General features: G+C 60.0%; 25 protein-coding genes and 3 tRNA genes. 11 read left to right on the top strand and 17 right to left on the bottom strand.

Features of this window, described 5'->3' with window-relative positions; genetic code table 11:
• Positions 1–2: 2 nt before the first annotated feature.
• Genes EL234_RS04540 through EL234_RS04515 form a run of 6 tightly spaced genes read left to right on the top strand, consistent with a single transcriptional unit; the run spans position 3 to position 3978 of the window.
• Positions 3–1037, top strand: a complete 1035-nt coding sequence (locus tag EL234_RS04540) for a hypothetical protein (protein ID WP_126416350.1) — start codon at positions 3–5, stop codon at positions 1035–1037.
• Position 1038: 1 nt separating this feature from the next.
• Positions 1039–1578, top strand: coding sequence for a hypothetical protein (locus tag EL234_RS04535; protein WP_126416349.1), 540 nt, complete (start codon positions 1039–1041; stop codon positions 1576–1578).
• Between the two features lie 19 nt (positions 1579–1597).
• A complete protein-coding gene (locus EL234_RS04530) occupies positions 1598–1888 on the top strand; it encodes a hypothetical protein (RefSeq protein WP_126416348.1) in 291 nt (96 codons plus the stop codon).
• A 53-nt stretch (positions 1889–1941) separates the two neighbouring features.
• The gene (locus EL234_RS04525) at positions 1942–2406 is read left to right on the top strand and encodes a hypothetical protein (protein WP_126416347.1); all 465 of its coding nucleotides are present in this window, start codon (positions 1942–1944) and stop codon (positions 2404–2406) included.
• A gap of 55 nt (positions 2407–2461) precedes the next feature.
• Positions 2462–3757 (top strand): peptidoglycan DD-metalloendopeptidase family protein, encoded by a 1296-nt coding sequence (locus EL234_RS04520; protein ID WP_126416346.1) that lies wholly within the window; start codon positions 2462–2464, stop codon positions 3755–3757.
• Complete coding sequence (locus EL234_RS04515; RefSeq protein WP_126416345.1) at positions 3757–3978, top strand: phage holin; 222 nt, start codon at positions 3757–3759, stop codon at positions 3976–3978. The genes EL234_RS04520 and EL234_RS04515 overlap by 1 nt, the downstream gene beginning before the upstream one ends.
• A gap of 105 nt (positions 3979–4083) precedes the next feature.
• Here EL234_RS04515 and EL234_RS04510 read toward each other — a convergent pair whose 3' ends face one another.
• The 10 genes from EL234_RS04510 to serS all read right to left on the bottom strand — a co-directional run bounded on the left by EL234_RS04510 (position 4084) and on the right by serS (position 12608).
• Positions 4084–4476 (bottom strand): helix-turn-helix domain-containing protein, encoded by a 393-nt coding sequence (locus EL234_RS04510; protein WP_126416344.1) that lies wholly within the window; start codon positions 4474–4476, stop codon positions 4084–4086.
• Between the two features lie 84 nt (positions 4477–4560).
• On the bottom strand, positions 4561–4755 hold the full coding sequence (locus tag EL234_RS04505; protein WP_126416343.1) for a hypothetical protein: 195 nt from the start codon (positions 4753–4755) through the stop codon (positions 4561–4563).
• Between the two features lie 143 nt (positions 4756–4898).
• Positions 4899–5981: a tyrosine-type recombinase/integrase gene (locus EL234_RS04500; protein WP_126416342.1), complete on the bottom strand. Its 1083-nt coding sequence runs from the start codon at positions 5979–5981 to the stop codon at positions 4899–4901.
• Between the two features lie 162 nt (positions 5982–6143).
• Positions 6144–6232 (bottom strand) — tRNA-Ser (locus EL234_RS04495).
• 73 nt (positions 6233–6305) lie between these two features.
• A tRNA-Ser gene (locus EL234_RS04490) sits at positions 6306–6393 on the bottom strand.
• Positions 6394–6483: 90 nt separating this feature from the next.
• Positions 6484–7338 carry a carbohydrate ABC transporter permease gene (locus tag EL234_RS04485; RefSeq protein ID WP_126416341.1) on the bottom strand — a complete coding sequence of 285 codons (855 nt, stop codon included), beginning with the start codon at positions 7336–7338 and terminating at the stop codon, positions 6484–6486.
• A 2-nt stretch (positions 7339–7340) separates the two neighbouring features.
• Positions 7341–8732, bottom strand: coding sequence for an ABC transporter permease (locus EL234_RS04480; protein WP_126416340.1), 1392 nt, complete (start codon positions 8730–8732; stop codon positions 7341–7343).
• Between the two features lie 108 nt (positions 8733–8840).
• A complete protein-coding gene (locus EL234_RS04475) occupies positions 8841–10190 on the bottom strand; it encodes an ABC transporter substrate-binding protein (protein WP_126416339.1) in 1350 nt (449 codons plus the stop codon).
• 203 nt (positions 10191–10393) lie between these two features.
• Positions 10394–11332 carry an HAD family hydrolase gene (locus EL234_RS04470; RefSeq protein WP_241969098.1) on the bottom strand — a complete coding sequence of 313 codons (939 nt, stop codon included), beginning with the start codon at positions 11330–11332 and terminating at the stop codon, positions 10394–10396.
• Positions 11325–12608, bottom strand: a complete 1284-nt coding sequence (gene serS, locus EL234_RS04465; RefSeq protein WP_126416337.1) for a serine--tRNA ligase — start codon at positions 12606–12608, stop codon at positions 11325–11327. The genes EL234_RS04470 and serS overlap by 8 nt, the downstream gene beginning before the upstream one ends.
• A 60-nt stretch (positions 12609–12668) precedes the next feature.
• Here serS and EL234_RS04460 point away from each other — a divergent pair, with 60 nt between their 5' ends.
• Positions 12669–13910, top strand: coding sequence for a diacylglycerol/lipid kinase family protein (locus EL234_RS04460; RefSeq protein WP_126416336.1), 1242 nt, complete (start codon positions 12669–12671; stop codon positions 13908–13910).
• 6 nt (positions 13911–13916) lie between these two features.
• Here EL234_RS04460 and pheA read toward each other — a convergent pair whose 3' ends face one another.
• Complete coding sequence (gene pheA, locus EL234_RS04455) at positions 13917–14852, bottom strand: prephenate dehydratase (protein ID WP_126416335.1); 936 nt, start codon at positions 14850–14852, stop codon at positions 13917–13919.
• Positions 14853–14939: 87 nt separating this feature from the next.
• Between pheA and EL234_RS04450 the strand changes: the two genes are divergently transcribed.
• Positions 14940–17177, top strand: coding sequence for a hypothetical protein (locus tag EL234_RS04450; RefSeq protein WP_126416334.1), 2238 nt, complete (start codon positions 14940–14942; stop codon positions 17175–17177).
• On the opposite strand, the gene EL234_RS04445 is transcribed toward EL234_RS04450, so the two are convergent.
• From EL234_RS04445 to upp, 4 genes are all read right to left on the bottom strand, one after another.
• On the bottom strand, positions 17161–17931 hold the full coding sequence (locus EL234_RS04445) for a glycosyltransferase family 2 protein (RefSeq protein ID WP_126416333.1): 771 nt from the start codon (positions 17929–17931) through the stop codon (positions 17161–17163). The genes EL234_RS04450 and EL234_RS04445 overlap by 17 nt on opposite strands.
• A 74-nt stretch (positions 17932–18005) precedes the next feature.
• Complete coding sequence (locus tag EL234_RS04440) at positions 18006–18875, bottom strand: DUF5926 family protein (RefSeq protein WP_126416332.1); 870 nt, start codon at positions 18873–18875, stop codon at positions 18006–18008.
• A gap of 161 nt (positions 18876–19036) precedes the next feature.
• Positions 19037–20050 (bottom strand): alpha/beta hydrolase, encoded by a 1014-nt coding sequence (locus EL234_RS04435; RefSeq protein WP_126416331.1) that lies wholly within the window; start codon positions 20048–20050, stop codon positions 19037–19039.
• On the bottom strand, positions 20051–20689 hold the full coding sequence (gene upp, locus EL234_RS04430) for a uracil phosphoribosyltransferase (RefSeq protein WP_126416330.1): 639 nt from the start codon (positions 20687–20689) through the stop codon (positions 20051–20053).
• Positions 20690–20836: 147 nt separating this feature from the next.
• On the opposite strand from upp, the gene EL234_RS04425 reads away from it, so the two are divergent.
• The 3 genes from EL234_RS04425 (at position 20837) to EL234_RS04415 (ending at position 23333) form a co-directional block, all read left to right on the top strand.
• Positions 20837–21289, top strand: coding sequence for a nucleoside deaminase (locus tag EL234_RS04425; RefSeq protein WP_126416329.1), 453 nt, complete (start codon positions 20837–20839; stop codon positions 21287–21289).
• A gap of 105 nt (positions 21290–21394) precedes the next feature.
• Positions 21395–21482 (top strand) — tRNA-Ser (locus EL234_RS04420).
• 360 nt (positions 21483–21842) lie between these two features.
• The gene (locus tag EL234_RS04415) at positions 21843–23333 is read left to right on the top strand and encodes a DUF1846 domain-containing protein (RefSeq protein ID WP_126416328.1); all 1491 of its coding nucleotides are present in this window, start codon (positions 21843–21845) and stop codon (positions 23331–23333) included.
• A gap of 95 nt (positions 23334–23428) precedes the next feature.
• Here EL234_RS04415 and EL234_RS04410 read toward each other — a convergent pair whose 3' ends face one another.
• Positions 23429–24064 carry an ABC transporter ATP-binding protein gene (locus EL234_RS04410; protein WP_126416327.1) on the bottom strand — a complete coding sequence of 212 codons (636 nt, stop codon included), beginning with the start codon at positions 24062–24064 and terminating at the stop codon, positions 23429–23431.
• Complete coding sequence (locus EL234_RS04405) at positions 24061–26241, bottom strand: hypothetical protein (RefSeq protein WP_126416326.1); 2181 nt, start codon at positions 26239–26241, stop codon at positions 24061–24063. Before EL234_RS04405 ends, EL234_RS04410 begins: the two co-directional genes overlap by 4 nt.
• Positions 26242–26909: the final 668 nt, after the last annotated feature.

The raw sequence follows: 26909 nt of genomic DNA, 5'->3' as shown, positions 1-26909 counted from the left end.
GAATGGCGCTACAGGACTGGTGGACTTTCGATCTGGTTGGTGGCTATGGTGCGGTCGCTGGTCGACTCGACGGCGTCGTCACCGGCTCACTGACTGGGAATGTTCATGCGCAGATCAGGTGGGCAGGCAGGCTCACGCTCGACAAGGATCCGAGCGTGGACTGGGGACAATTCCGGGTGCGCCCGGTCCGCCACACCCAAACCAGCCAAGGTGTGGTGCGCTCAGAGCCGTATGGAGTGTATTTGGTACGCGAAACCACGGTCGACGCCAGGCCGGGAGTGCACCGGGTCGAACTCGACCTTTTAGACCGGACGGCCGTCGTCGCAGAAGACGCGACCGCCACGTCATTTACGGTTCCGGCTGGTACAAACATCGTCACCGCGGTCGGCCAAATCATCGCATCCACGGGCGAAGTCGGCACCGCCCTCACACCCACAGACGACGTCACCAGCTCAGACCTAGTATGGGAGCCCGGCGAAACCAAACTCAGAATCATCAACGACCTTTTAGAGCATGCTGGCTATTTCGCGCTCTGGGCCGACCATCACGGCCAATTCCGGGTTGAACCGTATGTGGCGCCGCAAGCCCGCCCAGTCGCCTACCAAGCACTACCGGGAGATGCAGCAGTGCACGTGGCTGACACGCGGTTTGACTTGCCGGGACCTGTGCATAACCGGGTTATTTGTGTGTCGCAGAGTACGGGGGATAATCCGGCGATGATCGCCGACGTGATGAACGCTGACCCGGATAGCCCGCATAGTTTTCAGGCTCAGGGTCGGTGGGTGACCCGGGTGGTGGAGAATGTGGAGGCTGCGTCGCAGGCGGTGCTCGACCAGCATGCGCAAAGACTTTTGGCTGGTGAGGGGACGTCGGGTAGGAAGATTTCGCGGCGCATGTTGCCTAGTCAGTTGGGGTTGAATGCGATTATCACTTCGAGGGCTGATGGTGGCGGTGTGCGGCGGGAAACCGTCGAAACAATCGAAATCAGCTTGGAGTCGGCGGCGTTGATGGGTGTGACGTCGCGGGAGGTGGCCTAAAGTGTTGAATAATAATCCGCTGACAGATTTGATGCGCCCGACGAGTGTGCCGGAGTCGTGGCGGTGGGCAACCGTCGTCCAAACCAACCCAGTACGGGTACGCCTAGACGGAGACACTGAGCCGTTGCTGGCTACTCCGGATTGTTTGGTGCCCGTGTCGGTTGGGGATCGGGTGCGGGTGCACATGTTGCACCGGCGAATGACCATCGCCGGAAAATTGTATAGGGGTTCGCCTGATCCGGGCAGCATTGTGATCGGCGGTACGGCCTACGCCACGTCAGGCACAATCCGGATCCCTGCGTTCACGTGGGCGTTTCAGCAACCACCCGTTTACGCGACGACCGTGCACATGCCCATACCCTATATGCCGCCTGACGGGTGGTCTTTCCAATTCCACATGGCTGGCAGCACCGGATTCACGTTTTTGCAGAATATCGGTCCGGGTGTTTCTAATGGTGGGGTTTATTGCCGTCTGGTCCAGTTCGGGAATGCTTCGACGACGGCGGCTCATCTGGCACGCTGGCAACTAGTCAAAAACTAACAAAAAGGAGAACAATATTATGTCGTTTTCGTCAATACACGACTGCGCAATCAACACTGATTTCCGTAACCGGATCGCCGTCTGCGCCACCCAACTAGGAGCAGCACCCGCCGGGGGAGAAGCGTTCGCTACCCAGCATGCGCTCGCCATCGCCGCACACAAACCCATCGCCGACGCGTGGGAAACAAGCCTAACTGAGCAGCCGTATCATTCCCGGCGCGGCTGGGACGAAAACATCATCTCAGACCAGCTTATCCGCCGGGCAGTACGCCGAATCGCCAAACTCGACGGAGAACCAGACCCCGCCTAAAAACGCCTGCTCCCTACACCACTCACAACAAGACGATGGAAAGGAGCACGCTTTTGGACGGCAACCAGGCAGAAACCATTGGCCAGATCGTCGCCGGAATCGGGCTAGGCCTACTACTCCTAGCCCAATTCTTTTGGGCGCAGGCCAAAGAAAAATTCTTAGACTGGCGCAAACGGCGCGTATCGATCGTGAAAAGCGTGCAGCGGATCGAAGAATCCACAGTCAACGCCCACTCAACCAAATTACGGGATGATGTGGATGATCTTGCCAGCCGGTTGGGGATTGTGGAGCGGACGGTGACGGCTAACTCGGAGGGGCTTGGCCGGATCGAAAAAACGTTGGATCAGCTCGTGTCGATCACTCAGGACACTTCCGACAGGCTAGCCAACGAAGAACGCGACCGCTACGCGCTGGGCGAGCAAGCCAGGTTGGATCATGCTCGTTTTGATCGCGAGTTGCGGCATTTGAAGTCTCGTGTGGGTAGGTGCCCGGCAGCGAGCAGTGATGACAAAGACTAAGCCCCGCTCATTCGGCGGGGTCTTTTTCAAACCAACCTAGAAAGGGGCGAGCGCCGTGGAGTTCATAGAAGCAAAACACTTTACGAAAGGCCGACAAGGCAAAACTATCAGTCAGATCATTATTCACTGGTGGGGTGACCCAGCCACCAACCCAACCCACGACGGCGTCGTCACCTGGTTCCGCACCGGCGGCGGAAACAACAGCGCGCACTATGTGGTGTCGGCTGGCCGAGTGACCCAAATGGTGGCCGATGAGGATACGGCCTGGCACGCCGGAAACTGGGACACCAACCTAACGAGCATCGGTATCGAGATTTCGCCTTATGCGACCGAAGCCGACAAGCACGAAGCAGGCAAGTTGATCAGCCGTTTGTATGCGAAATATGGGCGGCTACCGCTCAAAGGCCACAAGGACGTCTCTAACCGGCCGACGGCTTGCCCAGGCATCTACGACGATCCTGAGCGCGTGCTCGGCCCATACATCAAACAAAAACCGACTCAAGGAGAAAACATCATGGTCAGAATGTCTAGTCCCGCCGTGGGGCGGGTGTCGTCCGAGTATGGGTGGCGGCCGCGCCTGAACCGGTGGATTCCGCGCATGCTGCACGCCGGCATCGACATCGCCAACAAAACCGGCACCCCGGTTCACGCCGCCTACGCTGGCACAGTCGAAAAAGCCGGCTGGAACATCGTGCCCGGTCGCACCGGCAACGGGATCCTCATCCGCAACCCCGACGGCGAAAAGCAGTATTACGGCCACCTCAGCGCTATCCAAGTCCGTGTCGGCCAGAAAGTAGCTCTCGGTCAGCAGATCGGGCTGATGGGTGCTACCGGCCGCGTGACAGGTCCGCACCTGCATTTTGAGTGCTGGGACCAGCGAGGGAAGACTCGTAATCCGCGTATTGATTTCGCGTCGCATGGGGTGCGTCCGGGTGCTGCGCCTGTGATCCCAGCGAAAGCGCCCGCACCTTCGCAGGTCGCACCCGGTGATCTCAACCGCGACGGGAAGGTTTCGTATTACGAGTATGCGATCGACGGCGTCGCGGGCGTGGAAACGATCAAGGGGCTGCAGCGGTTTTTACGCGATCGCGGCTACTACTCGCGAGCCATCGACGGCAAGACCGGCCACTATACGTGGCTTGGCTGGCAGAAATGGTTGCGCTCGCGTGGCTTCTACCCAGCCAGCAGGTTCGCTTTAGACGGCCAGCTCGGCTACTGGACGATCTACGAGACCCAACGGTACTTCCAATCGCTGGGGCAATATCAAGGTTTCGTGGTCGATGGCAAGGCAGGAAAAGAAACAATTAAAGCACTCCAACGGGTGCTTGCGACGACGAAAAGGAGCAAATAATGATGGATCAGGTTTTTAGTCCTCGGGTGCGTTCGTGGATTTACGGCGTCTCGGTCGCGCTCATCGCCCTGCTAGTGGCGTTGGGTGTGATTGCTGACGGGCTCGACACGCAGATTCTCAATCTGGTTGCGGCGGTGCTCGGGTTGAACGCTTCGGCGTTGGCGTCTGTGTATCGGCCTACGAGGGTGCCGGAGGATGCGCCGGACGTTTACGCTGAGTAAGCCGGGGGACTTACTCGCCGAGAATATGAAACTCCCCGCCACGGTGGCGGGGAGTTCTTACGAGATGAAATTTGTGTTCGGATGCCTGACTACAGGATACAGGATTTACAGCACAGAGTGAAGCGGAATAACCCAAGTGTTTCCGACTTTCCTGCCGGGAAGCGTACCTGAGTTCAGCCGCTTGTTCACTGCCTGTGCTGTGATCCCGAGAAGCTCGGCTGCTTCGCTGACGGAAACAAGAGGCGGGATGTCTCCGTAGGCCGTATCTGAATCGACAAGATCGGTGGGTGCGGTCTCGATTGCGTATGGGGTGCCGATGGTTTCAGCAATCCTAGTCGCGCTAGCGACTGCTTCACTGAGGGTATCGGCCTCGTAGGTAAAGACCGCCCGGTATCCGTTCCTCGATTCACCGATCGCGCCATGGTAAGGTGCGAGCCGGTCGAGGGCGTCGTCAACGTCGAGGTTGGTAGCGACGTCGACGGTGGCGGTGTACTGCATGGTGTCTCCTTTCTCACGAGATGAAGTTCAGGTGCCAGAGTGGGGAGGGGGGTGGTGCCCCACGTGGGTGGGGCACCGGGACTTTCAGTTCTTGAATCCTGCTTTGGCGAGAAGCCGTATTGCGTTCTTCAAAGCCCTGTAGTCCGATGGAGTCGCAGGAAGCGTTGTGATGAGCTTGCCGTTTGCGCGAACCTTGATGTGGTTCTTGCGGGTGGTTTCGCAGGTGAATCCCTGTGATTCAAGCTTTTTCACGAGTTCCTTGACTTCCTTACTTGGCATCTGTTCCCTCCTTTCATCTCGTGGTTTCAGTTTAGCAACCTAGTTGCGGAACTGCAACCACGGCGTGGGAGGGTGTCGAGAATCACAAGCAAGCGCCCCACCTACTACCCGTCTGGGTGGCAGGTGGGGCGCTATTTCTATGCCTAAACCCTGTCGATCAGCTCCCGATCCCGCTGCGCCGACGAATGCTGATACACCATCACCGTATCCGCATCAGCATGACCCGCCCGCTCCATCAAATCCGCCAACGTCGCACCCGCACGCCCATACAACGTCAACCCCGTATGCCGCAGATCATGACAACGCAACTCGCTTGGAAGTTTCGCCGCAGCGGCCGCATCTCGAATGATCCCGTTCCACCTACGGTTGGACGTCAACCCCTCATGCCAAAACACCACGTCAAGCGGATTCGGCTCCGCAAACAGACGCAAATGTTCCTCGACGATCTGCCCGTGCCTGGCAGGCAGCGCATTAGTCCGATAGGCAGCCTCTGACTTCGGCACCCCCAAACACAAACCACCATTCTTATCGCGCTTGACTGATTCATCCACGCGCACAGTCAACCGCTCCACATCAAGATCATCAACCTTAACGGCTGCGCATTCCCCATAGCGTAGACAGCCATAGGACATCAGGAGGATTCCGAGCCGCCATTGCCCTGGAGTGGCCGTAATGAGGTCGTCGACCTGGTCGGCATCGAGCGCAATCTTCGGCCGTATCGGCCTATGCCGCTTAAGCCCACCCTTAACCTTGACCGGATTCTCGGTGACAAGCCGCGCATCGACGGCGGCGTTCATGCACGATGAGAAGCATAAGAGCACGTTGCGGGCGGTGATCGGTGCGACCTTGCCCAGGGCGGTGGCGTGGACTATTTCGGCGTGCTCGGTGGTGATCTCGTCGAGTTTGAGGTCTCCGACGATGGGTGTGATGTGGACGGCGAGTAGCGACGTGTAGGCGCGGATCGTGTTCACCGATAGGCCGGCTTTTTCTTGCGCGGTGATCCACTCATCTGCCCACGTGGCAAACGTCGGTGTGTGCCGTGTTTTGCGTAGTGGCGGCGTCCACTGGCCTTGAATCATCTCAGTGCGGATTTGGGCGAGCAGGTCGCGGACTTCTGTTTTGGTGCGCATCGTCGCGGTGTAGTAGTCCTTGCCGCCTACGCGGTAGCGGCCGATGTAGTTGCCGGATTTGGTGCGTCTGATGGAGCCGAATAGTGCGCGTGCCATGAGAGTACCCCTTCGCTGGTTTTTGGTGGTGTCTTTAGAGTACCCCTAAGGGACGACAATAGGCGTGACTAGACGGGAATAGGCGGGAGAGTGGCCACCGGCGAAAACCCGCACCAACCCAACGAAAACCCCGCCAACTCAACGAGTCGGCGGGGTGACCTGCGGAGATGGAGGGATTTGAACCCTCGAGCCGCGTATTTGCGACTACTCCCTTAGCAGGGGAGCGCTTTCGACCACTCAGCCACATCTCCAAGCCACATCAGAATAACGGATGGGCAGGCTCGGTTGCCAATCGGTGACAAACGCCACCGACCGCACAAACCGCGGAGAGTGGGGGATTCGAACCCCCGATACGGGATCACCGTATAACGGTTTTCAAGACCGCCTCATTCGGCCGCTCTGACAACTCTCCTTGACACACGGCAGCCGCCGCTAATCACGGCGCGAAAGGTGTGCCACCGTGCCATTGTGGCACGTCGCGGCTTTTCACGCAATCTACTTGCTACTTGGTCGATCCTTGGAGGAGGGCGTTGACAAAGTATTTTTGCCCGGCGAAGAACACGAGCAGCGGGATGATCATCGACAGGAAGGCGCCGGCGGCGAGGATGTCGATGTTCGACGAAAACAGTCGCAACTGCTCAGACAGCGCCACGGTGATCGGTTTGTCTTGAGGTCCGGCGAAGATGAGGGCCACCAGCATGTCGTTCCACGACCACAGGAACTGGAAGATAGTCAGCGACGCCAACGCCGGCGCACCCAGCGGGAGTGCTATCCGCAGGAAAATCCGCATTTCACCCGCGCCGTCCAGCCGGGCGGCCTCCATGAGCTCGGGCGAGATTTGCCGGAAATAGTTGCGCATGAGGAAGACGGCGAACGGCAGGCCGAACGCCGTGTGGAAGAGGATGACGGCCCACCGCGTGCCGAATATGCCCATCGCGCCAAACAGTTGGGCGAGTGGAATGAACGAGACCTGCAACGGCACGGCCATGAGGCCCACGATGATGGTGAGGACGGCGGTGCGGCCCGGGAAGTCGATCCAGGCGAGCGCATAGCCGGCCATGGCCCCAATGAAAACAACTAGGAAGGTGGATGGAATGACGATGAGGACGGTGTTCCACAGCGAGCCCATCATCGTTTCGTTGGCGAGGATGGATTGGTAGTTGCCCCACGTCCACTGCTCGAAATTGTCAAAGATTGTCCACCAGCCGGTTTGCGCGTTGTCTTGGGGTGATCGCACGGACTGGAAGAACAGGCCGACGGTGGGAAGGAGCCACATTGCGGCAACGATCAGGAGCACGACGTTGACTGTCGAGTTCGCCAATACTCGGTTGATGCGGGCACTCAGGGTGTTCTTCATCGTTACTCTCCCTTCCTGAAGTTGCGGATCTGCCAGGCCATGAATGGGAGGACCATGATGACCAGGAGGATTGCGAGTGCGGATCCGATTCCGTAGTTGATGTTGCCGAAGTTCTTCCACATTTCGACGGCGACGACGGTGCCGGCTTCTTTCGATTGTCCGGGTGGTATGACGTAGACGAGGTCGAAGATTTTGAGCACGTTAATGGTGAGTGTGACGAGCACGACGGTGACGGTGGGCAAGAGTTGTGGGACGGTCACGTATCGGAAGACCTGCCATTCGTTCGCGCCGTCGACTCGTGCGGCTTCCATGAGGGAGCGGTCGACGGCGGATAGGCCGGCGCCGATCATAACCATCGCGAAGCCTGCCCAGATCCAGATGAAGGCCACGATCATGACCGGGGTGATGAGCGAGGGGCCGAGCCAGTCGATTCCGGCGGGTGCTTCGGCGAAGTTCGCGGCGGTGAGTTTGAGCTGGTAGGGCTGGTCGCTGAGGTCGTCGAAGACGAATCGTCCGGCATCGTCGGTGTGGGTGGCAGCGACGACGTCGCCCGCTTCGTCTAGTAGCTCGACTTCGAGGTGGTTGAGTCCGGCTTCGCCGTCGTCGATGACGCCGGGCTGTCCGCCTCCGCCGCGGCTGAAGTCGAGCCAGACTGTGCCGGCGATTTGCCCGCTGGCAGCGTCGGCACTGAGGGCTTGGGTTTGCTCGTCTTCAGAAGGTAGGGCGTCTTGCCGGATGCCGACGAGGGGGAGGTCGACGACGTCGCCGGGGCTAACGACGCCGGTGGTCACCATGGAGCCGTCCTCTGCCTGCGCGAGTGCGGCCTCATCGCGGGGCCGTGCTCCTGGGTATTGGGTGGAGTCGCCAACGAATTGTTGGACTGCCACGATGGCCGCGTTCGCGAAGCCGATGTTCGGGTTTTGTTGGAAGATGGAGCGGAAGATGATGCCGGCTGCGAGCATCGAGATCGCCATCGGCATGAAGATGATGAGCCGGAATGCCGTCTTCCATTTGATCTTGTCCATGAGCACGGCCAAGATCAGGCCGAGCACCGTGGTGATGAGCGGAGCGGCGAGCACCCAAATCAGGTTGTTTTGCAGTGACTGTTTGGTGGACGACAGCGAGAACATGCGCACGTAGTTGTCGAATCCGACGAAGTTGCCGGCGTCGTCGAACAGGGAGCGCACCACGGAGTAGCCGGCCGGGTAGATGATCATGACGATCAAAATTACGGCGGCAGGGCCAAGGAACCACCACAGGGCAGGGTTGATCTTCTTGCCAGACTTGCCAGGCTCGCCGGACTTTCCGGCCGTGCCGGGTTTGCCGGTCTGGCCAGGCGCGCTGTCGTGGTCGGCGGGCAAGGCCGCGCTGTCGTGGTTAACGGTGGTGCTCATACGTGTCCCTCATATCGTGAGTTAGGCGCTGGGCCTGATTAGTGCATGAACCGCACAGTGCATGCGAATGTGGGCGGGGCATACGCCCCGCCCACATCCAATCACCTCTTACTTGGCGTAAGCAGCTTGTGCCGCCTTCTCAAGAGCGTCCATAGCGCCCTTGATGTCGCTGGGGTTCTCGTAGAAGTTGATGAACTCCTGCCACATGCCCTGGCCTTCCGTGCCGCCGAACTCGGACGGCACGAGGTCTGACATGTCGAAGCGGAACGTTTCAGCGTTCACGAGCTCCTGTGCGATCTGCAGAGCTGTCTCATCTGGGTAGAGCGACATGTCTGCCTTCTGGTTCGGGGATGTGAAGCCGCCGAGCGGGATCCAAATGTTCGCCGAATCCGGGGAGGCCAGGTACTTCATGAGTGCCTGGGTTGCTTCGGAGTCGTCGAAGGCAACAGCAACGTTGCCTGCGCCCATGACTGCCGGGGCCGAACCGTTGATGGACGGGAACGGGTAGAACTTGGCGTCCTTGCCGACGACGGACGAGGTCTGGTCCGCAATATTGCCGGCTACGAAGTCGCCTTCGTACACGGTTGCGGCTTCGGGGTTGTCGCCGAACACGGCGGTGACCGAGTCGGGGAAGGTGCGCTGTGCGCCGCCGGGCTGGACCACGGCCTGGTTGCCCCATACTTCAGCAAGCACCGTGAGGGCCTCTTCGACCGACGGGTCGGTCCACGGGATTTCGTGGTTGGTCAGCTGGTCGTACTTTTCTGGGCCTGCGGTACGCAGGTAGACGTTTTCGAACCAGTCGGTGAGCGGCCAGCCCACATCAGCACCGATGGAAACTCCGTAGGTGCCGGAATCAGCGAGTGTTTGCAGTGCGGTCACGTACTCGTCCCAGGTTTGGGGTGGCTCTACGCCTGCCGCGTCGTAGAGCGCAGTGTTGTACCACATTGTCGACTTGTTGGCGGCCTTGAACCACACGCCGTATGCCTTGTCGTCCTTCGACCCGAGGTCAACCCAGGTCTCGGCATAGTTTTCTTTAACTTCGGCCAGCACGTCGTCGGACAGGGGCACGATGGCGCCGTCGTCGACCAGCTGGTTCATCAAACCTGGCTGCGGGATAAGTGCGATGTTTGGTGGCGATCCGCCTTCAATCTGCGTGCCAAGTGCCGTGGCCACGTTATTGCCAAGCGACGTGTAGACCACCTTGGCACCCGTCGCCTGCGAAAAGGCGTCGAGTACCTTTTCAAAATTTGCCTGTTCGGCACCAGACCAGTCGGATGCGACCGTGAGGGTCTCGCCCGTCAAGTCCGGGTAGTCGCCGGACAGGGTCGAGCCTGCGTCACTGGTGCTGGTCGTGGTTGTCTGGCTATCGGAGCCAGTGTTGTCAGAGTCATTCGAGCTACATGCCGCGAGTGACGTACTCGCCAGCAGTACCGCGAATATTGCAGCAATCCGCTTCATTGCGTCCTCCTCGTTAGTGTAACGCCGATCATAGTGCCGTCTTTTGAATAGTTCAAGGTTTAACGGCTATTTGGTTCATTGTATTTTTAAAATGGCAGGTCACGACGCCGGGCGCGCGGCTATACGCGAGTGGGATCGGCGGTTTCCGGGCACGGCTATCCCATCCGCCTCTAACAAACGAGGCGAGACATTAAAGCGTTGCGTTACAGCAGAGCCTCGAGTACGTGGGCTAGACCGTCGTCGTCGACGTCGGGCGCCATCGTATCTGCGAACGACGCCACGTAATCTTTCGCGTTGCCCATGGCAATGCCGAGGTCGGCCCAGGCGAGCATTTCACAGTCGTTGCCCGAATCGCCCACGGTGATCGAACGTGTCGTACCAAGAAGGTCGGCAACTTCTTGCAGGCCAACGGCCTTGTTGATGCCCTGGGGTGCCAGGTCCATCCACGCCGACCAGCCGACGGCGTATTCCACACCCTGCAAACCCAACTTGTTGATCGCTTCGAGCATCTCGACCGCGCTCATGTGCGGGGCGCGGATGGTGACGCGGGTGGTGTCGGGGACGACGAGCTCATCGACAGGCACGAGCACGGCGTCGTCCATCAACTCGCCTTCGGGGAATGGCCCGGAAATCCGTGTAGGCCCGGTCAGTGATTCGACGGCGATCACAGCCTCCGGAAGCCCGTTGGCGATCAGTTTGATTTCGCGGTGAGGGCTGAACGTGTGTGCCCGCAGCAGCTGAACGGGCACGCTATCGGCGGCTACTCCGCGTGCAAAGTCTGTGGCCGCAACACCGTTGTCACCGTTGCCGATCGTAATGATCATCGCGCCGTTGGAGACGACGGCGATCCCCTCGGTCAGCCCGATCGCGTCGAGTGCGATCTGCGTGCCCTGCACGCCACGGCCCGTGGCAATCACAATGTGGGTGCCGGCTGCCACGTGGGCGAGGATGGCCTCACGTACCCGGTCGGACAGCGAGGTGTCGTGGCGCAAGATCGTGCCGTCGACGTCGAGCCCAATCAACAGGTCCGAACCGGCGGAATAATCTTCGAGCCGCTCCAGGTAGTCCCGCTTGGGCAGGTCAGCTGGATCGCCCGTGTATTCCGGCGACGGATAGGTGTTCTTCGGTGTTTCGTCACTCACGTTGCTCACCCTTCCCCCGAATCGGCTCAATAACCTCACGCCCGCCCAGATACGGACGCATCGCTTCAGGCACGTAGAGCGAACCATCGGCCTGCTGGTGATTTTCCAAGATCGCCACCAGCCAACGCGTGGTGGCCAGCGTCCCGTTGATCGTGGCGACGACGTTCGTGCCATTCTCCCCGCGCTCGCGAATCTTCAGCCGGCGCGCCTGGAAGGTGGTGCAGTTCGACGTCGATGTGACCTCCATGAACCGGTTCTGGCTGGGCAGCCAAGCCTCGCAGTCGAACTTGCGGGCGGCAGACGTGCCAAGATCGCCGGCCGCGGTGTCGATCACCCGGTAGGGCAGCTCTACTTTTGCGAGCATTTGCTCTTCCCACTCGAGGAAGCGGGCATGTTCGGCCTCCGCCTCGGCTGCGGTGGTGAAGGAAAACATTTCGATCTTGTTGAACTGGTGCACCCGGATGATGCCGCGGGTGTCACGCCCATGCGAGCCGGCCTCGCGCCGGTAACACGTGGACCACCCGGCATAGCGCTTCGGACCATCCGACAGGTCGATAATCTCATCGGCATGATAGCCGGCAAGTGCGACTTCGGACGTTCCTGTCAGGTAAAGCTCGTCGGCGGGCAGATAGTAGATCTCATCGGAGTGCTCGCCAAGGAAGCCGGTTCCGCCCATGACTTCCGGTTTAACGAGCGTGGGGGTCATCATCGGCGTGAACCCGGTTTCTTGCGCCTGATCCATCGCCATGTTGAGCAGGGCCAGTTCGAGCCGGGCGCCGATCCCCTTCATGTAGTAGAAACGCGCGCCAGACACCTTGGCGCCGCGATCCATGTCGATCGCGTCAAGCCCTTCGGCGATATCCAAATGATCCTTGACCGGGAAGTCAAAATCGCGCACCTCGCCCACGTGCTTGAGCACGGTAAAGTCCTCTTCGCCGCCGGCCGGCACGCCGTCGACAATCAAGTTCGGGATCTTGTACATGGCCTCGGTGAAGGCCTGCTGCGCCTCGTTGGCCGCGCCCTCCAGGGCTTTGACCTCGTCCGACATCGCCTTGGCACGCTCCAAAATAGCCGGGCGTTCCTCGGGCGTGGCCTTGCCGATCGACCGCGAGAGTTCCTTTTGCTCGGCACGCCGATCTTCGAAGGCCTGCAACGCGCTGCGGCGGGCTTCATCAAGTTCGACGACGGCGTCAACCAGCTCCTCGCTCGTGCCACGGGCACGTTGGGAAGCCTTAACAACATCGGGATTTTCGCGGATTGTGCGGATATCGATCATAGTTCAAGGATAGGTCGGAACAGGGTGCAGGGGCAATTGCGCAGGCGCTACCATTGACCCATGGATGCGAGCCTGATTCTTAGTATTGTTGGCGTTCTCGTCGCGGTCGTTGCCGCGGTGGTTGCCTTGCGGGTGAACAGTCGCGTCGATGCCAATAAGCGGACTGTCGAAGAAAACCGGGCGCACATCGCCGAGCTTCGCGAAATGATTGCCTCCCAGAAAGAGGAGATTGCGGCTCAGCAAGAGGAGATCGCCAGCCACGAGCTGCGCGCCGGAGTGCAACCGGCTCCAGAATCGGGCCCCGCCGTCGTCATTTACAACCCGACGAAGAACGCAGACTTCGACCACCTCAAGTCCGTGTTGGCCCGGGCGGCCCGGGATGCCGATCTGCCCGATCCGATCTGGCTGGAAACCACGGCCGACGATCCCGGTTTCGGTCAGACTCGCAAGGCACTCGACATGGGCGCGTCCGTCGTGATCGCCGCGGGCGGGGATGGCACGGTGCGCAACGTGGGCGAGGTGCTGACCGGCACGAACACGCCGCTCGGACTACTGCCCGTGGGAACTGGCAACATTCTGGCTCGCAATCTTGATCTTCCGCTGTCGAGCACGCGGCGCATGGCGATCATCGCGCTCACCGGTAAGGCGGCGTCGATCGACGTCGGCTGGCTGACGATCCCCGAACAAGGCGAGCCGGCAGCTGATGAGCTTCCCGACGACGCACGGATTCCGGGCGGGGAGATCACGCTCGCAAAACCGGGTAAGCATGCTTTCCTCGTCAACGCCGGCATCGGTTTCGACGCGGCGATCATGGCCGCAGCCGACGAGGAGTCCGAACTCAAATCCAAGATTGGCTGGCTTGCCTACGTGAAAGCGGCAATCCCGTACCTGCTCGCTCCGAAGATGAACGCGCGTATCCGCACGGGCGAATCTCACCACGTTGACGTGGAAGCCCGTTCGGTCATGACCCTCAACTGTGGGCAGCTGCTCGGCGGCTTCGTACTCGACCCGCACGCACAACCCGACGACGGCTGGCTCGACCTCGCCGTCCTCGACACGCGCCGCGGGCTCATCGGCTGGGCAGATCTGGTGCGCCAAGTCGGCTTGAACGGGGTTGGCCTCAAACCGATCACGCTGCCGGGCGTGGAACAGTCGGGCGAGATTGACGTGCATCGCATCAACGGCGCGCAGATCGAAGCGCAGACCATCCAGCCCGTCCAAGTGGACGGCGACGTGCTTGGTTTCGCCCGCGAAATCTCGACGAGCATCGAGGAGGCCGCGCTACTCGTACGCGTGGGATAACCGCGGCTAGATCGAGCGTTCGATGAGCCCGTCTACCCAGGCGCGGGCGGAAATGAAGTCGTCGTCGGTAGTGCCAGGGCGCAAGCGAATCCGGTGCTGGTTCGCACTCGGATACGAGCCCAAGAACGTGACCCGCGGGCACACCCGGTGCAAGCCGAGGAGAACGGCCTGGATGCGTTCGTCGAAAAGGTGGCCTTCGGCGTCGATGGAAAACGCGTAACGCCCGAGCGAATCGCCCACGGGCCGCGACTCGATCCGCGAGAGGTTGACGCCGCGGGCCGAGAACTGTTCGAGCATGTTGAGTAGGGCGCCGGCTTCGTCGGTGGCGAGTTGAACCATGAGCGTCGTCTTATCGGAACCAGTGCGCTCCGGTAGTTTGCCTACTTTGCCGATGAGCACGAAACGCGTGACGGCATCCGGATTATCCGCAACCCCGCTTTCGAGGGCTTCCAGCTCGTACTGTTCGCATGCGAGCGCCGAGACCAGCGTGGCCTGATAGCCCGGGTCGCCTTCTTCGGCAAGGCCTGCCGCGCCTGCCGCCGTCGACGCCGCCGGCAAATGAACAACCTCCGGCAAGTGCTCACCCAGCCAGTTGCGGCACTGCGTCCACGCCGCGTGATGCGTGGAAATATGGGTGATATCAGCCAGTGTGGTGCCTGGGCGCACCGCCAACGTAAACGCCACCGGCACGAGGACTTCCGCGTAAATCAGCAGATCGGAATCGGCGGCCAGCGTGTCCAACGTGGCGTTAATGCCGCCCTCGACCGAATTTTCGATAGGAACGACGGCGTAGTCGGCATCCCCGTTACGCACCATCTTGATCGCCCGCGGAGCATCCAGCGCAGGAATATGAATCGCCTCCTCCTCGGTGGCAATCTGATTCAACGCCTGCTGGGTAAACGTGCCACGCGGGCCAAGAAATGCGAAACGAAGTTGACTCATGAGCTCATTGTATAGACGCCGCGCCACCTGGTGCCGGGGTGCCTCGCCTTTTGGCACTGCGCGCCGTGCAAACATTAGGCTGTGCCTATGAGCAGTATCAGGGCGTGGCGAGCTGTGGTGGTCGGCGTCGTCGTGGCGCTCGTCGCTACGCTGGTGCTGCCAATGTTGCGCGACTACGATCCGCAGCCGATCCCGGCCGACAACGGCAAAGTGGTGGTACTCGGCATGGCGGGTGTGCCGTGGGAGGCCGTAGACGAACGCACCCCGCATCTGCAGCAGCTTTCCACCGGCGCGGTTTTAGCAAACGTGTCCGTACGCACTTTCGGGATGACGACGTGCCCGGCAGCCGGCTGGATCACTCTCAACACGGGCGTCCGCACGGCCGGGATCGACGGCGACGCCGAACCGTGCGCACAGTACGGGCAGGGCATGCTTCCCCAACCTGCCACCGAACGGCTCGCCATCTGGGACGACGTGCGGGTAGCCAACTCCGCGAACCGGTTCACCCCACAGTTCGGCCAGCTTGCCGAGACGGTGACAGGGCAGGGCAAGACTGTTGCTGCGGTGGGGCCGGGCGGGGCGCTCGCGATCGCAGACAGTGCGGGTATTCCAGCGGGCCCAGTTGTGCATCCGCCGATGAACGGACCGGTGAGCGAAGGAGCGGCTCGCGCCTACCGGCAGGTCAAGGACGCCGACCTCGTCGTCGTCGATCTTGGCTCCGCACATCGCGACTCGGCTCCGGCGAGCCAGCTCGAGATGACGTTCATTCCACCCGGGCCCGTGTCCACGCAAACGCGTGCTCTGGCCGCCCGAATCGACGCTGAGATCGGCGCGCTCATGCACGAGATCGAACCGGGCACCACGTTGATCATCACGTCGCTTGCCGACGCCGACAGGCAAACCGCGCGCCTGCAGCTCTACTTGCAATTCGTGGCGGGCGACGACGGCGCGGGCGACGCTCCCGGAAGCGGCGACGTCGAGGGCAATGCGGGTGATGCCCAGGGCGGGAACTGGTTGGCGACGTCGGCTTCGACCCGGCAGGCGGGCATCATCCAAAACGTTGACGTGCCGCACGCCGTGTTCGCCGCACTCGGGGTGGACGCTCCGCGCGGGGGAGCAGGCGCTCCGGTGTCTGCTCTTGACGCCGGTTACGCCGGGCCGACCACGCTCGCCGACACGAACGAGCGCGCCATCATGACCCGCGCGATGGTCGGCCTGTTTTACGTGCTCTACGTTGTTGGCGCCCTGGTGATCCTCGCCGGCGTTGCGATCATGATCCGCGGGCACCGCTTTGGCCCGCACCACGCCTTCGCACTCTTGGTCTCGAGTTCGCTGCCTGCGGCGTCGTTCCTCGTCAACCTGTTGCCGTGGTGGCGTGCCGGGCGTTTTTCTGCGCTCACATACACTGGCCTAGTCACGGCAATCGCGCTCGTGATCGCCTTTGCCTCGCTGAAAATAGCTGCCGGAAACAACCGCGTCGACGAGATCGCAGGCCGGCGGCGAATCCTCGCCCCCGGGTTTATTGCGCTCACGACGGCGGTGACGCTCGGCGTCGACTCCATGCTCGGCGCACCCCTCCATTCGATCTCCGTGCTCGGCGACCAACCTCAATCCGGTGGCCGCTTCTACGGAATGTCCAACGCGCCGTTCGCGGTGTGGGCGGTGAGCATGATCCTATTGGCCGTTATTGCCGTCAACATTGTGAAACAGCATAGGGCGCGGGTGGCCGTGCCCGGCGTCGTGCTCGCAATCGCGTTCATCGCGATCTACGTGGACGGCGCCCCACACATCGGCGCAGACTTCGGTGGGCCACCTGCCTTGGTGCTCGGCTTCGGTGTGTTCCTGCTTCTCGTGATCGGGGTGCGCCTGACCGCCACCCGGATCGGCGTGCTTGTTGCGGCCGCAGCCGTAGGCACACTCGCGATCTCGTTCGCCGACTGGCTCCGCCCACCCACCGCGCGCACCCACCTCGGCCGCTTCTTCGATTCGCTCCTCAACGGCGAAGCGCTCACCATCGTGGCACGCAAAGCCGACCAACTCATCACCCAAGTGCCCTGGTACGGTTGGCTCGCCGCAATCTGCGCGGTCATATTTTTGTGGTTGCTCTGGCGCCGCGCCGACCTCAGCATCGTCCGCCACAACGACGACGTGCCCGAACTACGCGCCGGCGCGATCGCCGTCGTCGTCACCCTGCTCAGCGCAATGCTCATCAACGACTCAGGCCTGGTTATTCCGCTGATTGGCGGGCTGTACGGAATGTGCCTGTGGGCGATCGCCGCCATCCCAGCCACGCCCGAAGCGCACTGGACTAATCGAAAGAATTAAACGGGACGCCGGGCTCCACGCGATCAGTCTTACGCTTACGCCGCGAAATCCGCACCCGCCGGGCCCGGCGCGCAGCAACCGCGCGAACAACGTCCACGTACTGGCTCGCCCGATGCAACTGACCGGCAAGATCGTCACCAGACGGGCGATGATACAGCTTGCAGGCGATCTCCTGGACCGTGAAACCCTGAGTGAGCAGGTCGATCGTCAACCCCACTTCCACACCCCAACCCGATGCCAGCGGCTGAGCGGCAGTGAGCGCCTCGCGCGTCAAACAACGCTGACCCGACAGCGGCTGCTGCGGATACCAGCCCGTCAACCGGCGAATCCACTTGCGCGCATACCCCGTCACAAGCCCGCGCCCACCCGCGCCCGCCTGCGGAGGCAAATACGCGATCGTCATATCCACCTCGCCACTCAACACCGGAGCAACAAGAGGCGCACACTCAACCGCCGAATCACCCAGATCAGCATCCAAAAACAGCACCAGCCGCGGCGGAGCATCCTCCGGATCCCGCATCGCCACCACCGACGCGCCAGTCTCCAACGCCGACGCCTTACCACGATTCACCGAATGACGCACCACCGTGGCACCCGCCGCCCGAGCCACCTCACGCGTATTATCTTCCGAGCCATCATCAACGACGACGATCAAATCCACTCGCGGAATAGCGCGCGCGGCCCTAATTGTTGCGCCGATCCGGTCGGCCTCATCTTTAGCCGGAATAACTACTGCAACACGATTCGCCTGCACGGTTAAAGTCTATATGGCAAAGGTCAAGAATGAGCAAAGAATCCGCCACTTGACCTCGGCGAAGTTTGACCTGCTTAGCGTAGGGTGACTTGGCGGGAAATAATCCCCGAGCGCGTGCGGCGCTCGTCGGGGCTGAGCGGGGCGTCGTCGTCGATAGCGGCCTGGAACTTCTTCGCAAACTCGGCCATCGGCTTTTCCAACTCGTCGGCCTCGGAACCCGCCTCGAGCTCGAACACCGGAATCAGCAAACCGGCCGCGCGGAACGCGCCCACGAACCGTGAACCGTCAAAGGTCAGCTCGCGCTTGTGCTGCAGGCGTGCCAATGCGTCGGCCACGGCGTCCTCCGCCTCCGGGCGCACCCAGCGCACGAACTCGCGCTGCATCCGACACCAGTACGCACCCTTCACGCCCGGCACCTGCGCTGTGGGCACCATCTGCTCGGTGGCCTGCGCGATCGCCGCCTGCACATCCGGCTTTTCTGCTTCGGAGGAATCCACCCAGTAATCGTAGGTGTCGTGAATCTCCAGCTCGGCCGGCGCAGAAAGATCAAGAATGTCCTGCAGGCGCGGGCCCGGCTCAGGCTGATCGGTCTGGTTGAACGACTCGCCAGGTGCCAGTTCGACGCCGCGAAGAGTCCTCTCCGCAATATCCAGCGACACATCACCCGACGACATCACCGTCTGCATCGCCACCAGCAGCTCGCCGTCGTTCCTGCGCAGCGCGGCCGCCATCCCCGGCAACAACGTCACAAACGTCAGCTCGTGCCCGCCATGCTCCTCGGTGAGCTTCACGCGCATCGACGCCGACGGAATAATCTCCCGCATCGCCACCAAGTCAGCCTCGAACTCGATCCCCTCAAACGGGCGATCCACATACTGGATCCGCGACTTCTTCTTCGCCTTACGCGCCTCAGCGCGGCGCTCGCGGCGGCTCTGCTTACCCATAACGTCTCCTCATACAACCGGATGGTGCACACGAATAACCACCACAGACTAACAAATTAGACGCGCCCGAAAAAGGCGGGTTGCCAACGGCGCCGCGCGTAGGCGAGCCGGGGTTTAACAGGGCGGCGAGCCTGGGCGGCCCAAAGTGGGGAGCCTAGGCGTTAGTAGCGCGTGGTATCTCCCGCAACGTCCACTGCCCACGCAATCGACTCACGCGTATAGAACTCGCGGGCCGGAGCCTGCGACAGCGCCAGGTCATGCCGCCCACCCGGCACTTCCAGCAGGTCCACGTGCGCACCCAGTTTCGGTGCGAGCCGCACCATGTCCGCAACGTTCAACACGACGTCGGTGCTCGCCAACTCGTCGGCGCTAGGCTTCGTGAAACTTCCCGACGCGTCGCTATGCGCCACCAGCACAGGCTCACGGATGGCCAAGCCGGCCGCCACTTCCTCGTGTGCGAGCCGTACCGCCCGGAAGAACCCTGCGAACACAGGAACCGGGTCGAGGGGCTTATGCGCCGGATCGAAAGCGAACTCCCCGCCGTAATCCATGTGCAGGTTGCGTGCGTAATCCGGTTTGAGCATGCTAATCGGCAGCCGTGGTAGGCGCGTGCCCACCCGTTTGACCAGCGCAGTCGCCTGATTCTTTTCCAGCGGCGGCCCGTTGTGATCAAGCCACGGTGAATTCAAAATCACCGCGTCCACCTCGCCCGGCCTATCGTGAGCAAAAAGTGCGGCGTGCAGGCCGCCCGTCGAATGACCAATAAGAATCAGCCGGCGAGCACCCCATCCGCGTAGCACCGCGAGCGCCTTCCCGATCTCTTCGTGGCGAACCCGCAGGTCGCGCACGTCGTCGCGATAACGCGGATCGCGCAGTGCCCGCCCACCCCGACGCATGTCCAGACCCACCAACGGGATGCCCGCCGCACGCCACGCGGCCGCGTGCTCCACGTGGAAAAACGAATCCACGAAACCGGGGATCCACAGCGCCGCAGTGCCCGTGCGCGAGATCGCCTCCGGGGCGTCGGTCTCATGCACGAGCACCGCCACGTCTGGCCGGGAAACGGGGGCTCCGCCGTCGTCGTCACTAAGCGCAATTGACGACGCCCGCCACGCGGAGCCGAGATAATCGCGGGTGGGCGAACCAAGCCACGAGGGCCGAGCTGAGCTGGTCATTTAGTCGACGACGCCGTAGAGCCTGTCGCCGGCGTCACCCAAGCCCGGCACGATGAAGCCCTTCTCGTTCAAGCCCTCGTCAACGGCGGCCACCACCACGCGCACGTTCGCATTATCGGACAGGTGCTCCTCCAGAGCCTGCAGGCCCTCCGGGGCGGCGAGAATGCAGATCGCCGTCACGTCGCGGGCGCCGCGCTCGAGCAGGTAGTCGATTGACGCGATGAGCGTGTGACCCGTCGCCAACATCGGATCCAGCACGAAGCACTGGCGGCCAGTCAGATCATCAGGCAGTCGGTTCGCGTAGGTGATCGCCTCCAGCGTGTCCTCATCACGCTTCAGACCCAAGAACCCGACCTCCGCAGTGGGGATCAGGCGCGTCATACCCTCGAGCATGCCTAGGCCAGCACGCAAAATCGGCACAACGATCGGCGGAGGCGTGGACAGCACCTTGCCCGTCATCGACGTGACCGGCGTTTCGATCTCCTGATCCACAACCTCCACGTCGCGCGTGGATTCATAGGACAGGAGCATGATGATTTCCTCCACCAACTGGCGGAAAATCGGGCTCGGCGTGGTCTTATCACGCAGAACCGTGAGCTTGTGGGTGACGAGCGGGTGATCAATGACTTGAAGTTTCATACCTTAAATCTAACGCGTCTCGGCTGGTCGCGTTGGCTGCCCGCGCGGTCTGTCGGAATATTCGTGAAAATTACTTTGGGCTGGCGGCTGCGGAGCTGGTGAAAGCCGGGGCAGTGCTCGCGTGCGGTGATCTCGTACGATTGATGTATGAACAACGATTTTGCGTGGATCAACCATGTGCTTGAGCTGGCCGAGACTGCCGGTGTGGCAGGTGATGTGCCGGTGGGTGCCGTCGTCGTTGACGAACATGGCCGGCTCCTGGGTAGCGGGGTGAACACGCGTGAAGTCGATGCCGACCCGGTTGGTCACGCGGAGGTGAACGCACTGCGGGAGGCCGGGCAGGCGCTCGGCGCGTGGAACCTCAGCGGATGCACGCTGTATGTGACGCTGGAGCCATGCACGATGTGTGCTGGGGCGATTGTGAACGCGCGGATATCGCGGGTCGTGTTTGCGGCGTGGGATCCCAAGGCCGGGGCGGCGGGATCAGTGCGCGACGTGCTGCGCGACGCCCGGCTCAACCACACGGTCGAGGTATTAGGCGGGGTTTCCGAAGAGCGAGCCAACCGTCAGCTCGTGGAATGGTTCGACCAGCGGCGTTGACGTTCAAACGGCGCCGTTAAAGTGCGGGCTTCGTGTGAGCTAGCTAGCAGAACTAGGGTGCGACGTTGCTTGGCGGCCGAGAAAACGGTTAAGATGGCGTGCCGAGGTGGAGTGTCCGAGCGGCCGAAGGTGCAGCACTCGAAATGCTGTGTGGTGCAAGCCACCGTGGGTTCAAATCCCACCTCCACCGCCATTGTGATGTCTCGCGACATAGTTCCTGTGTCGCGAGACATTTTTGTTGTTTTTGGCGCGGGGTGTCTCGGGTTGTTGGCCTATAGGTCATGTGGTGTTGGTGGACAAATTTGGGGTTAATGGCAGGCTGGTTCGGGTGTTTAATGCTGGGATACTTCACCGAGTCCGTGTAACAGGTGACCTAGCGTAATCTCATTTCGAAAAAGCACGAAAATCAGCGTTTTTTCACCTGCTACGCGGAGTGCACCGAGTATCAGCCCGAAATTCATCCCTGATGAGCCTCGAGCTCCCCCGCTGCGTGGGCTAGGCGATTACCTGCCAGCGGTAATACAATCGCACTAGTCAACGTGAAGGAGCTTGCGTGCCACGCATCGGATTTGACCGCGATCAGTACATTGAGATGCAGTCCGCCCACATCTCGCAACGCCGCACAGCAATCGGCGGGAAGCTCTACCTTGAAATGGGCGGCAAGCTCTTCGACGACCACCACGCCTCCCGCGTGCTGCCCGGTTTCACGCCTGACAACAAGATCGTCATGCTCGAGCAGCTCAAGGATGAGATTGAGATCCTCATCTGCCTCAACGCCAAAGATATTGAGCGCCGTAAAAAGCGGGCTGACCTGCAGATTTCCTACGAGGATGACCTGCTTCGCCTTATCGACGTGTTTCGCGAGCGCGGCTTCCTTGTCAACAATGTGGTGGTCACCCAGATCACCGATGAGCACCATCAAGCGCACGCCTTCTCCCAGCGCCTCGAGCGTCTGGGGCTGAACGTGTTCCACCATCACCCGATTGCCGGGTACCCCTCTGCCACGGAGCGTGTGGTCTCTGAGGAGGGATTCGGGTCTAATCCGTACATTCCTACCTCGCGTGACGTCGTGCTCGTGACGGCTCCCGGGCCGGGCTCGGGGAAGATGGCGACCTGCCTGTCGCAGGTGTACCACGAATACAAGCGCGGGGTGCCTGCCGGTTACGCGAAATTCGAAACGTTCCCGATCTGGAACCTGCCGCTCGAGCACCCGGTCAACCTCGCCTACGAGGCGGCCACCGCCGACCTCGACGACATCAACGTCATCGACCCCTTCCACCTGCAGGCATACGGCAAGCAGGTCACGTCCTACAACCGGGATGTTGACGTGTTCCCCCTGCTCGAAGCGTTGATGGAGAAGATGCTGGGGGAGTCGCCGTACAAGTCTCCGACCGACATGGGCGTCAACATGGTCGGTTATTGCATCAGTGATGATGCCGTGGTGCGCGAAGCGTCCAAGCAGGAGATTATTCGGCGCTACTACAAGGCGTTGGTTGATGAGGAAGTCAACGATCTTGAGCCGGTGCAGTCTGATCGGATCGCCCTCGTCATGTCGAAGGCGAAAACTCGCCCGGAGGATCGCCGGGTGGTTGGCCCGGCGCTCGCGATTCAGGAGCGGACCGGGGAGCCGGGCTCTGCGATCGAGCTGCACGACGGCACGATTATCACAGGTAAAACCTCGGCGCTTCTTGGGTGTTCCGCGGCGATGCTGTTGAATGCGCTGAAGCATTTGGCGGGGATCGACGACGATCACTTGCTGCTTTCGCCGGAATCTATTGAGCCGATCCAGACGTTAAAGACCCAGCATTTGGGTTCGCGTAATCCGCGTCTGCACACTGATGAGGTGCTGATCGCGCTATCGGTGTCTGCTTCCCAGTCGGAGGAGGCGCGGATGGCGTTGGATGAATTGCGCAATCTCGCGGGCTGTAATGTTCACACGACGACGATCCTGGGCACGGTTGACGAGGGAATTTTCCGGAATCTCGGAATCTTAGTGACGTCGGAGCCGCACTACCAGCGTAAAACGCTCTATCGGAAGCGCTGACCGGAAACTTTTCGCGCCCTGGCCGGTTATCTTGGCATATGCGAAGATCTCCGGCTATAGCGTGAAAAGTTTCCGACGAAGGCTACAGCTGAATCTTATAAACTGATCGCCCTATCGGCTTGCGCTGCTACCTCAGGGTCGTGAGTCACGATGACAAGCGCTGCGTTGTAGGTGTGTGTTGCTGCGAATAAGTGTTCCATAACTTCGTCTCGTGTTTGCATATCCAACGAGCCGGTGGGTTCATCGGCGAGGATGATTCGGGGCTCCGAAGCGAGAGCCCGAGCCAGCGCTGTTCGCTGAATTTCACCACCGGAAAGTTCCGACGCCAGAGTGTTGGGTGGAACTCCGACATTACGGAGTGTTTTTTCGGCATGTTCCCAGAGATTCGGTTGCGGGTGCTGAGTGAGCATGAGTGCGACTGCTACGTTCTCGGTGGCTGTCAGTTCGTCAATCAGTTGCCCGTCTTGATGCACCATGCCTATTTTTTCGCGGCGGATGTTCAGTTTCTTAGCGGCGGGTGCGGAAACGATGGATTCTCCACAGATCTTAATATCCCCACTGTCGACATCGCGAAGCCCCATAATCGCTGCAAGCAACGTTGATTTTCCGGTGCCGGAACGGCCTACGATCGCGACGCTCTCTCTTTCTCCAACGCTGAAATTCAGGTTGGAAAACAAAGTGCGATCCGGAATGCTGCACGTCAGATCTTGTACTTCTAAGAGGGGCGTCATTGTGTTCCTTTCACAAGAGAACGGAGATTCCTAGCACTTACTACCCATAGTGCAGAGAATAATAAGGCGAGCGCTATGAAAATGGCGGGCAGGGTTCGAGTAAAAAGATTGAGGCTCTCGCCGTACAGCAAAACTAGACTTATCGAGAAGATGCTGGCTAGAAGTAGCCCCGCGGCGGCGCCGAGCCCAACGGGGAGTCCGATTCTGATGAAACTGATTTTGTTGACGTGGATAGGACGCCCAGAAACAGTCTTCATTTGAGCGAGACGTCGCAGGCCGTCATTACTTTCATCGACGATAAAGACGACAAGCGACAATGCCAGGAGTCCTAGTGCACCCAGTACAAAGAGCTCGACCCAATCGTTTCGGGCTATTGACTGAGTTTGAGCTACTATCCATGATTCTTCCGGGATTTGCATGAATGGCAGAGGCGCGATTGAGCCGAAAGCTATCTGTTTGACTTTGGCGATATCCAACGTTCCGGGAGTGTGAGATATGAATACGAGTTCCCATTCGGGGTGAATTTCTTCGGCGGGTATTGACGCGTCTGTATTGCGCAGTTGAAGGGCCTCTTTAATCGTTAATGTCTTGATTGAATCCGAGTCATCGCCAATTTTCTGTTGACGCATGCTGACATATTCTCGAGCAATTTCATTGTCCAATAAGGCCCTGTCAGTTGGGTCGTTGAGGGCGATTTCGAGCTTTTCTTGCTCTGTGCTGGGGTCAAATCGTGTGGAAAGCAGTAGTGCGTGAGCTGACTGAGAGTCGTCGACAGCGTCAACGAGCTGAGCGATGTGTTTCTCAGGCATCTCTGGAAAAAGAGATAGGACCAGTACAGAATTGTTGAATTTGGTAAATGTGGCTTTTGCTGTCTGGTCGGCTTGAGCGAAGATTCCGAGGACTGTTTGAATAACGACGGCGCTGAGGAGCGCCATGAGGGTGGTGACAGCGATTCTATTGACTGACGAGCTGCGGCTTTCCAGAGTTGCCGAGGCGACCAGTGTTTCTGGATCCTCTCTGTGTTTCGCGCGTTGGCGAAGGCTACGGGCACAGTAGAGGAGCAGGGCCCCAATTGTGTCGGAGGTTGTGATGATTGTGATGACCACGAGCGCTATAAACGCAAAGAAAGCTAACGTGTTTTTCTGGTCGGCGCCGATGGTGGCGACGACGATTGTAAGAGGAGCTGCAATCGCTCCTATTCGAGCCCGCTTCGGACTATAGCTTTCTGCGATAGAACTGGGGCGTGTAGTCACTTTAGTATCGAGAGGCTTGAGACTAACGGCTAGCCATACGAAAGAAAAAACTACGCTCACTAGTAAAGCTGTGATAACAAATGGGAATAGTCCTGCTTGAAAGTCGTCTGCACTTATTACGAAATTGATGTTGGGAATCCGAAGTCCGAACGTGCATAGGATAGCGAGGCCGATTATTGCAAGGCACGCCCAACCGATGAAGGGTGCGACAACCTTTCCGAGGTGCCATAGGATTAGCTCTAACCTCTTTGCTCCTAATCCAAACAAAACTGTTGATTCTCGGCGCCGATGGTAAAGCCCCATTTTCAGCGTGGAACGAACGAGAAGAATAAGCGGTATACCTAGAATTAAGAAAATTGCTTGTAACGGCTGGCTGATTGGAGGCCTGTCTAAAAGGGAACCGGTCAGTGCTGGACGTGAGGCCCCGAAGTGGGATACCGGCTGAAATCTCTCATCTAGTGTTGGTCGGTCGGCGGGATTGACATATGCGAATAACTCGTTTTCTGTCGTGAGCCCTCCAGGTGAAATTTCTCCAGCTAGCTCACCATAGCGCGTTTCTATTCCTTCACCTTTTCCGGCCTTAAGAAGTGCGGGAGAAAGGTAGACTTCCCCTGGCTGAGGCCATTCTTCAAGCCCCGGTGGCGGAGCAGCCGTGATATCTTTCGGTATGACATATGCGACCGTGAACTGTAGCGAAGCGCCCGAGAGTCGGTCAAGGACAAAGGCTATGTGACTTGTTGGCTCGGAATCGGTCGCGATAACAGGAGCTCGTTGTGAACCACGAGCGTCTTGTCCTTGATAGCTTGCGACCGTTGCTCCAATACTCCAGACAAATAGCGTAAGGCTCAAGAGCGTCAGCAAGAAGAGCGCGGCGTGGCTTATGCGAGCCTGGTTTGGTTGCGCCCGAAAGCCGAGCGCAACCAAACCAGGACTTCTAGATGGGTAACTGGCCACGTGCTAGTACTTCCAAGATCCGCATTCCATTGGCTTGAGCCAACGGGAGCGGCAAATCTTGTCGTTGTTAATGTTGGTCAGTTCGGTCGCGGAGGTGCTCTTCATATAGCCCAGCTTATTTGTGAAAGAACCACGCGATTTGTGATTGTCATACACATAGTGAGCAGCCACGAATTTCCCGTCATCGGCGTTGTCGCGTAGTGTTATCTTTTTCCCATGGACGGTGACGTATCCCCCCATTGAGGTATGCGTCCAGCTGGCCGAGACTGCGGGCGCTACGAAGCTAAAGCTACATATCAGAAGGATTGCAGCAACTATTTTTTCTTCATCGTAGAATCTCCTTTGATTCTGAGCTCTGACTCATCGCCTAGAGCTGTTGTGAGAATTGTTGGGTGTACAGCGGTGTCGTGATGCCAACGCTGTGAAATGAGACTAGCGCCACATGCTTTTGTGTGTCTAGGTTTTGGATAATTCAGGCTTTGCACGCTTGGGTGATCCCGTTGTCCTGGTCCGCACCGGAAACTTTTCGCGCCCTGGCGGGTTATCTTGGCATATACGAAGATCTCCGGCTATAGCGGGAAAAGTTTCCGGCTAAGCGGGTCAGACCCTCGGCCGACGCCGCCCCTTCGCACGTGGTC

The sequence above is a fragment of the Trueperella bialowiezensis genome, from assembly GCF_900637955.1.
In the GTDB taxonomy this organism is placed as follows: Bacteria; Actinomycetota; Actinomycetes; order Actinomycetales; family Actinomycetaceae; genus Trueperella; species Trueperella bialowiezensis.
The sequence above is the reverse complement of the archived record's forward strand: the minus strand, read 5'-3'. Positions and strand labels throughout refer to the sequence as shown.

Bases quoted from the DNA above. Each gene is read 5' to 3' on its own strand.
- EL234_RS04540 (WP_126416350.1), top strand. From the start codon at position 3: ATGGCGCTACAGGACTGGTGGACTTTCGATCTGGTTGGTGGCTATGGT.
- EL234_RS04530 (WP_126416348.1), top strand. From the start codon at position 1,598: ATGTCGTTTTCGTCAATACACGACTGCGCAATCAACACTGATTTCCGT.
- EL234_RS04515 (WP_126416345.1), top strand. From the start codon at position 3,757: ATGATGGATCAGGTTTTTAGTCCTCGGGTGCGTTCGTGGATTTACGGC.
- EL234_RS04510 (WP_126416344.1), bottom strand. From the start codon at position 4,476: ATGCAGTACACCGCCACCGTCGACGTCGCTACCAACCTCGACGTTGAC.
- EL234_RS04505 (WP_126416343.1), bottom strand. From the start codon at position 4,755: ATGCCAAGTAAGGAAGTCAAGGAACTCGTGAAAAAGCTTGAATCACAG.
- EL234_RS04500 (WP_126416342.1), bottom strand. From the start codon at position 5,981: ATGGCACGCGCACTATTCGGCTCCATCAGACGCACCAAATCCGGCAAC.
- EL234_RS04485 (WP_126416341.1), bottom strand. From the start codon at position 7,338: ATGAAGAACACCCTGAGTGCCCGCATCAACCGAGTATTGGCGAACTCG.
- EL234_RS04480 (WP_126416340.1), bottom strand. From the start codon at position 8,732: ATGAGCACCACCGTTAACCACGACAGCGCGGCCTTGCCCGCCGACCAC.
- EL234_RS04475 (WP_126416339.1), bottom strand. From the start codon at position 10,190: ATGAAGCGGATTGCTGCAATATTCGCGGTACTGCTGGCGAGTACGTCA.
- serS (WP_126416337.1), bottom strand. From the start codon at position 12,608: ATGATCGATATCCGCACAATCCGCGAAAATCCCGATGTTGTTAAGGCT.
- EL234_RS04460 (WP_126416336.1), top strand. From the start codon at position 12,669: ATGGATGCGAGCCTGATTCTTAGTATTGTTGGCGTTCTCGTCGCGGTC.
- pheA (WP_126416335.1), bottom strand. From the start codon at position 14,852: ATGAGTCAACTTCGTTTCGCATTTCTTGGCCCGCGTGGCACGTTTACC.
- EL234_RS04450 (WP_126416334.1), top strand. From the start codon at position 14,940: ATGAGCAGTATCAGGGCGTGGCGAGCTGTGGTGGTCGGCGTCGTCGTG.
- EL234_RS04440 (WP_126416332.1), bottom strand. From the start codon at position 18,875: ATGGGTAAGCAGAGCCGCCGCGAGCGCCGCGCTGAGGCGCGTAAGGCG.
- EL234_RS04435 (WP_126416331.1), bottom strand. From the start codon at position 20,050: ATGACCAGCTCAGCTCGGCCCTCGTGGCTTGGTTCGCCCACCCGCGAT.
- upp (WP_126416330.1), bottom strand. From the start codon at position 20,689: ATGAAACTTCAAGTCATTGATCACCCGCTCGTCACCCACAAGCTCACG.
- EL234_RS04425 (WP_126416329.1), top strand. From the start codon at position 20,837: ATGAACAACGATTTTGCGTGGATCAACCATGTGCTTGAGCTGGCCGAG.
- EL234_RS04410 (WP_126416327.1), bottom strand. From the start codon at position 24,064: ATGACGCCCCTCTTAGAAGTACAAGATCTGACGTGCAGCATTCCGGAT.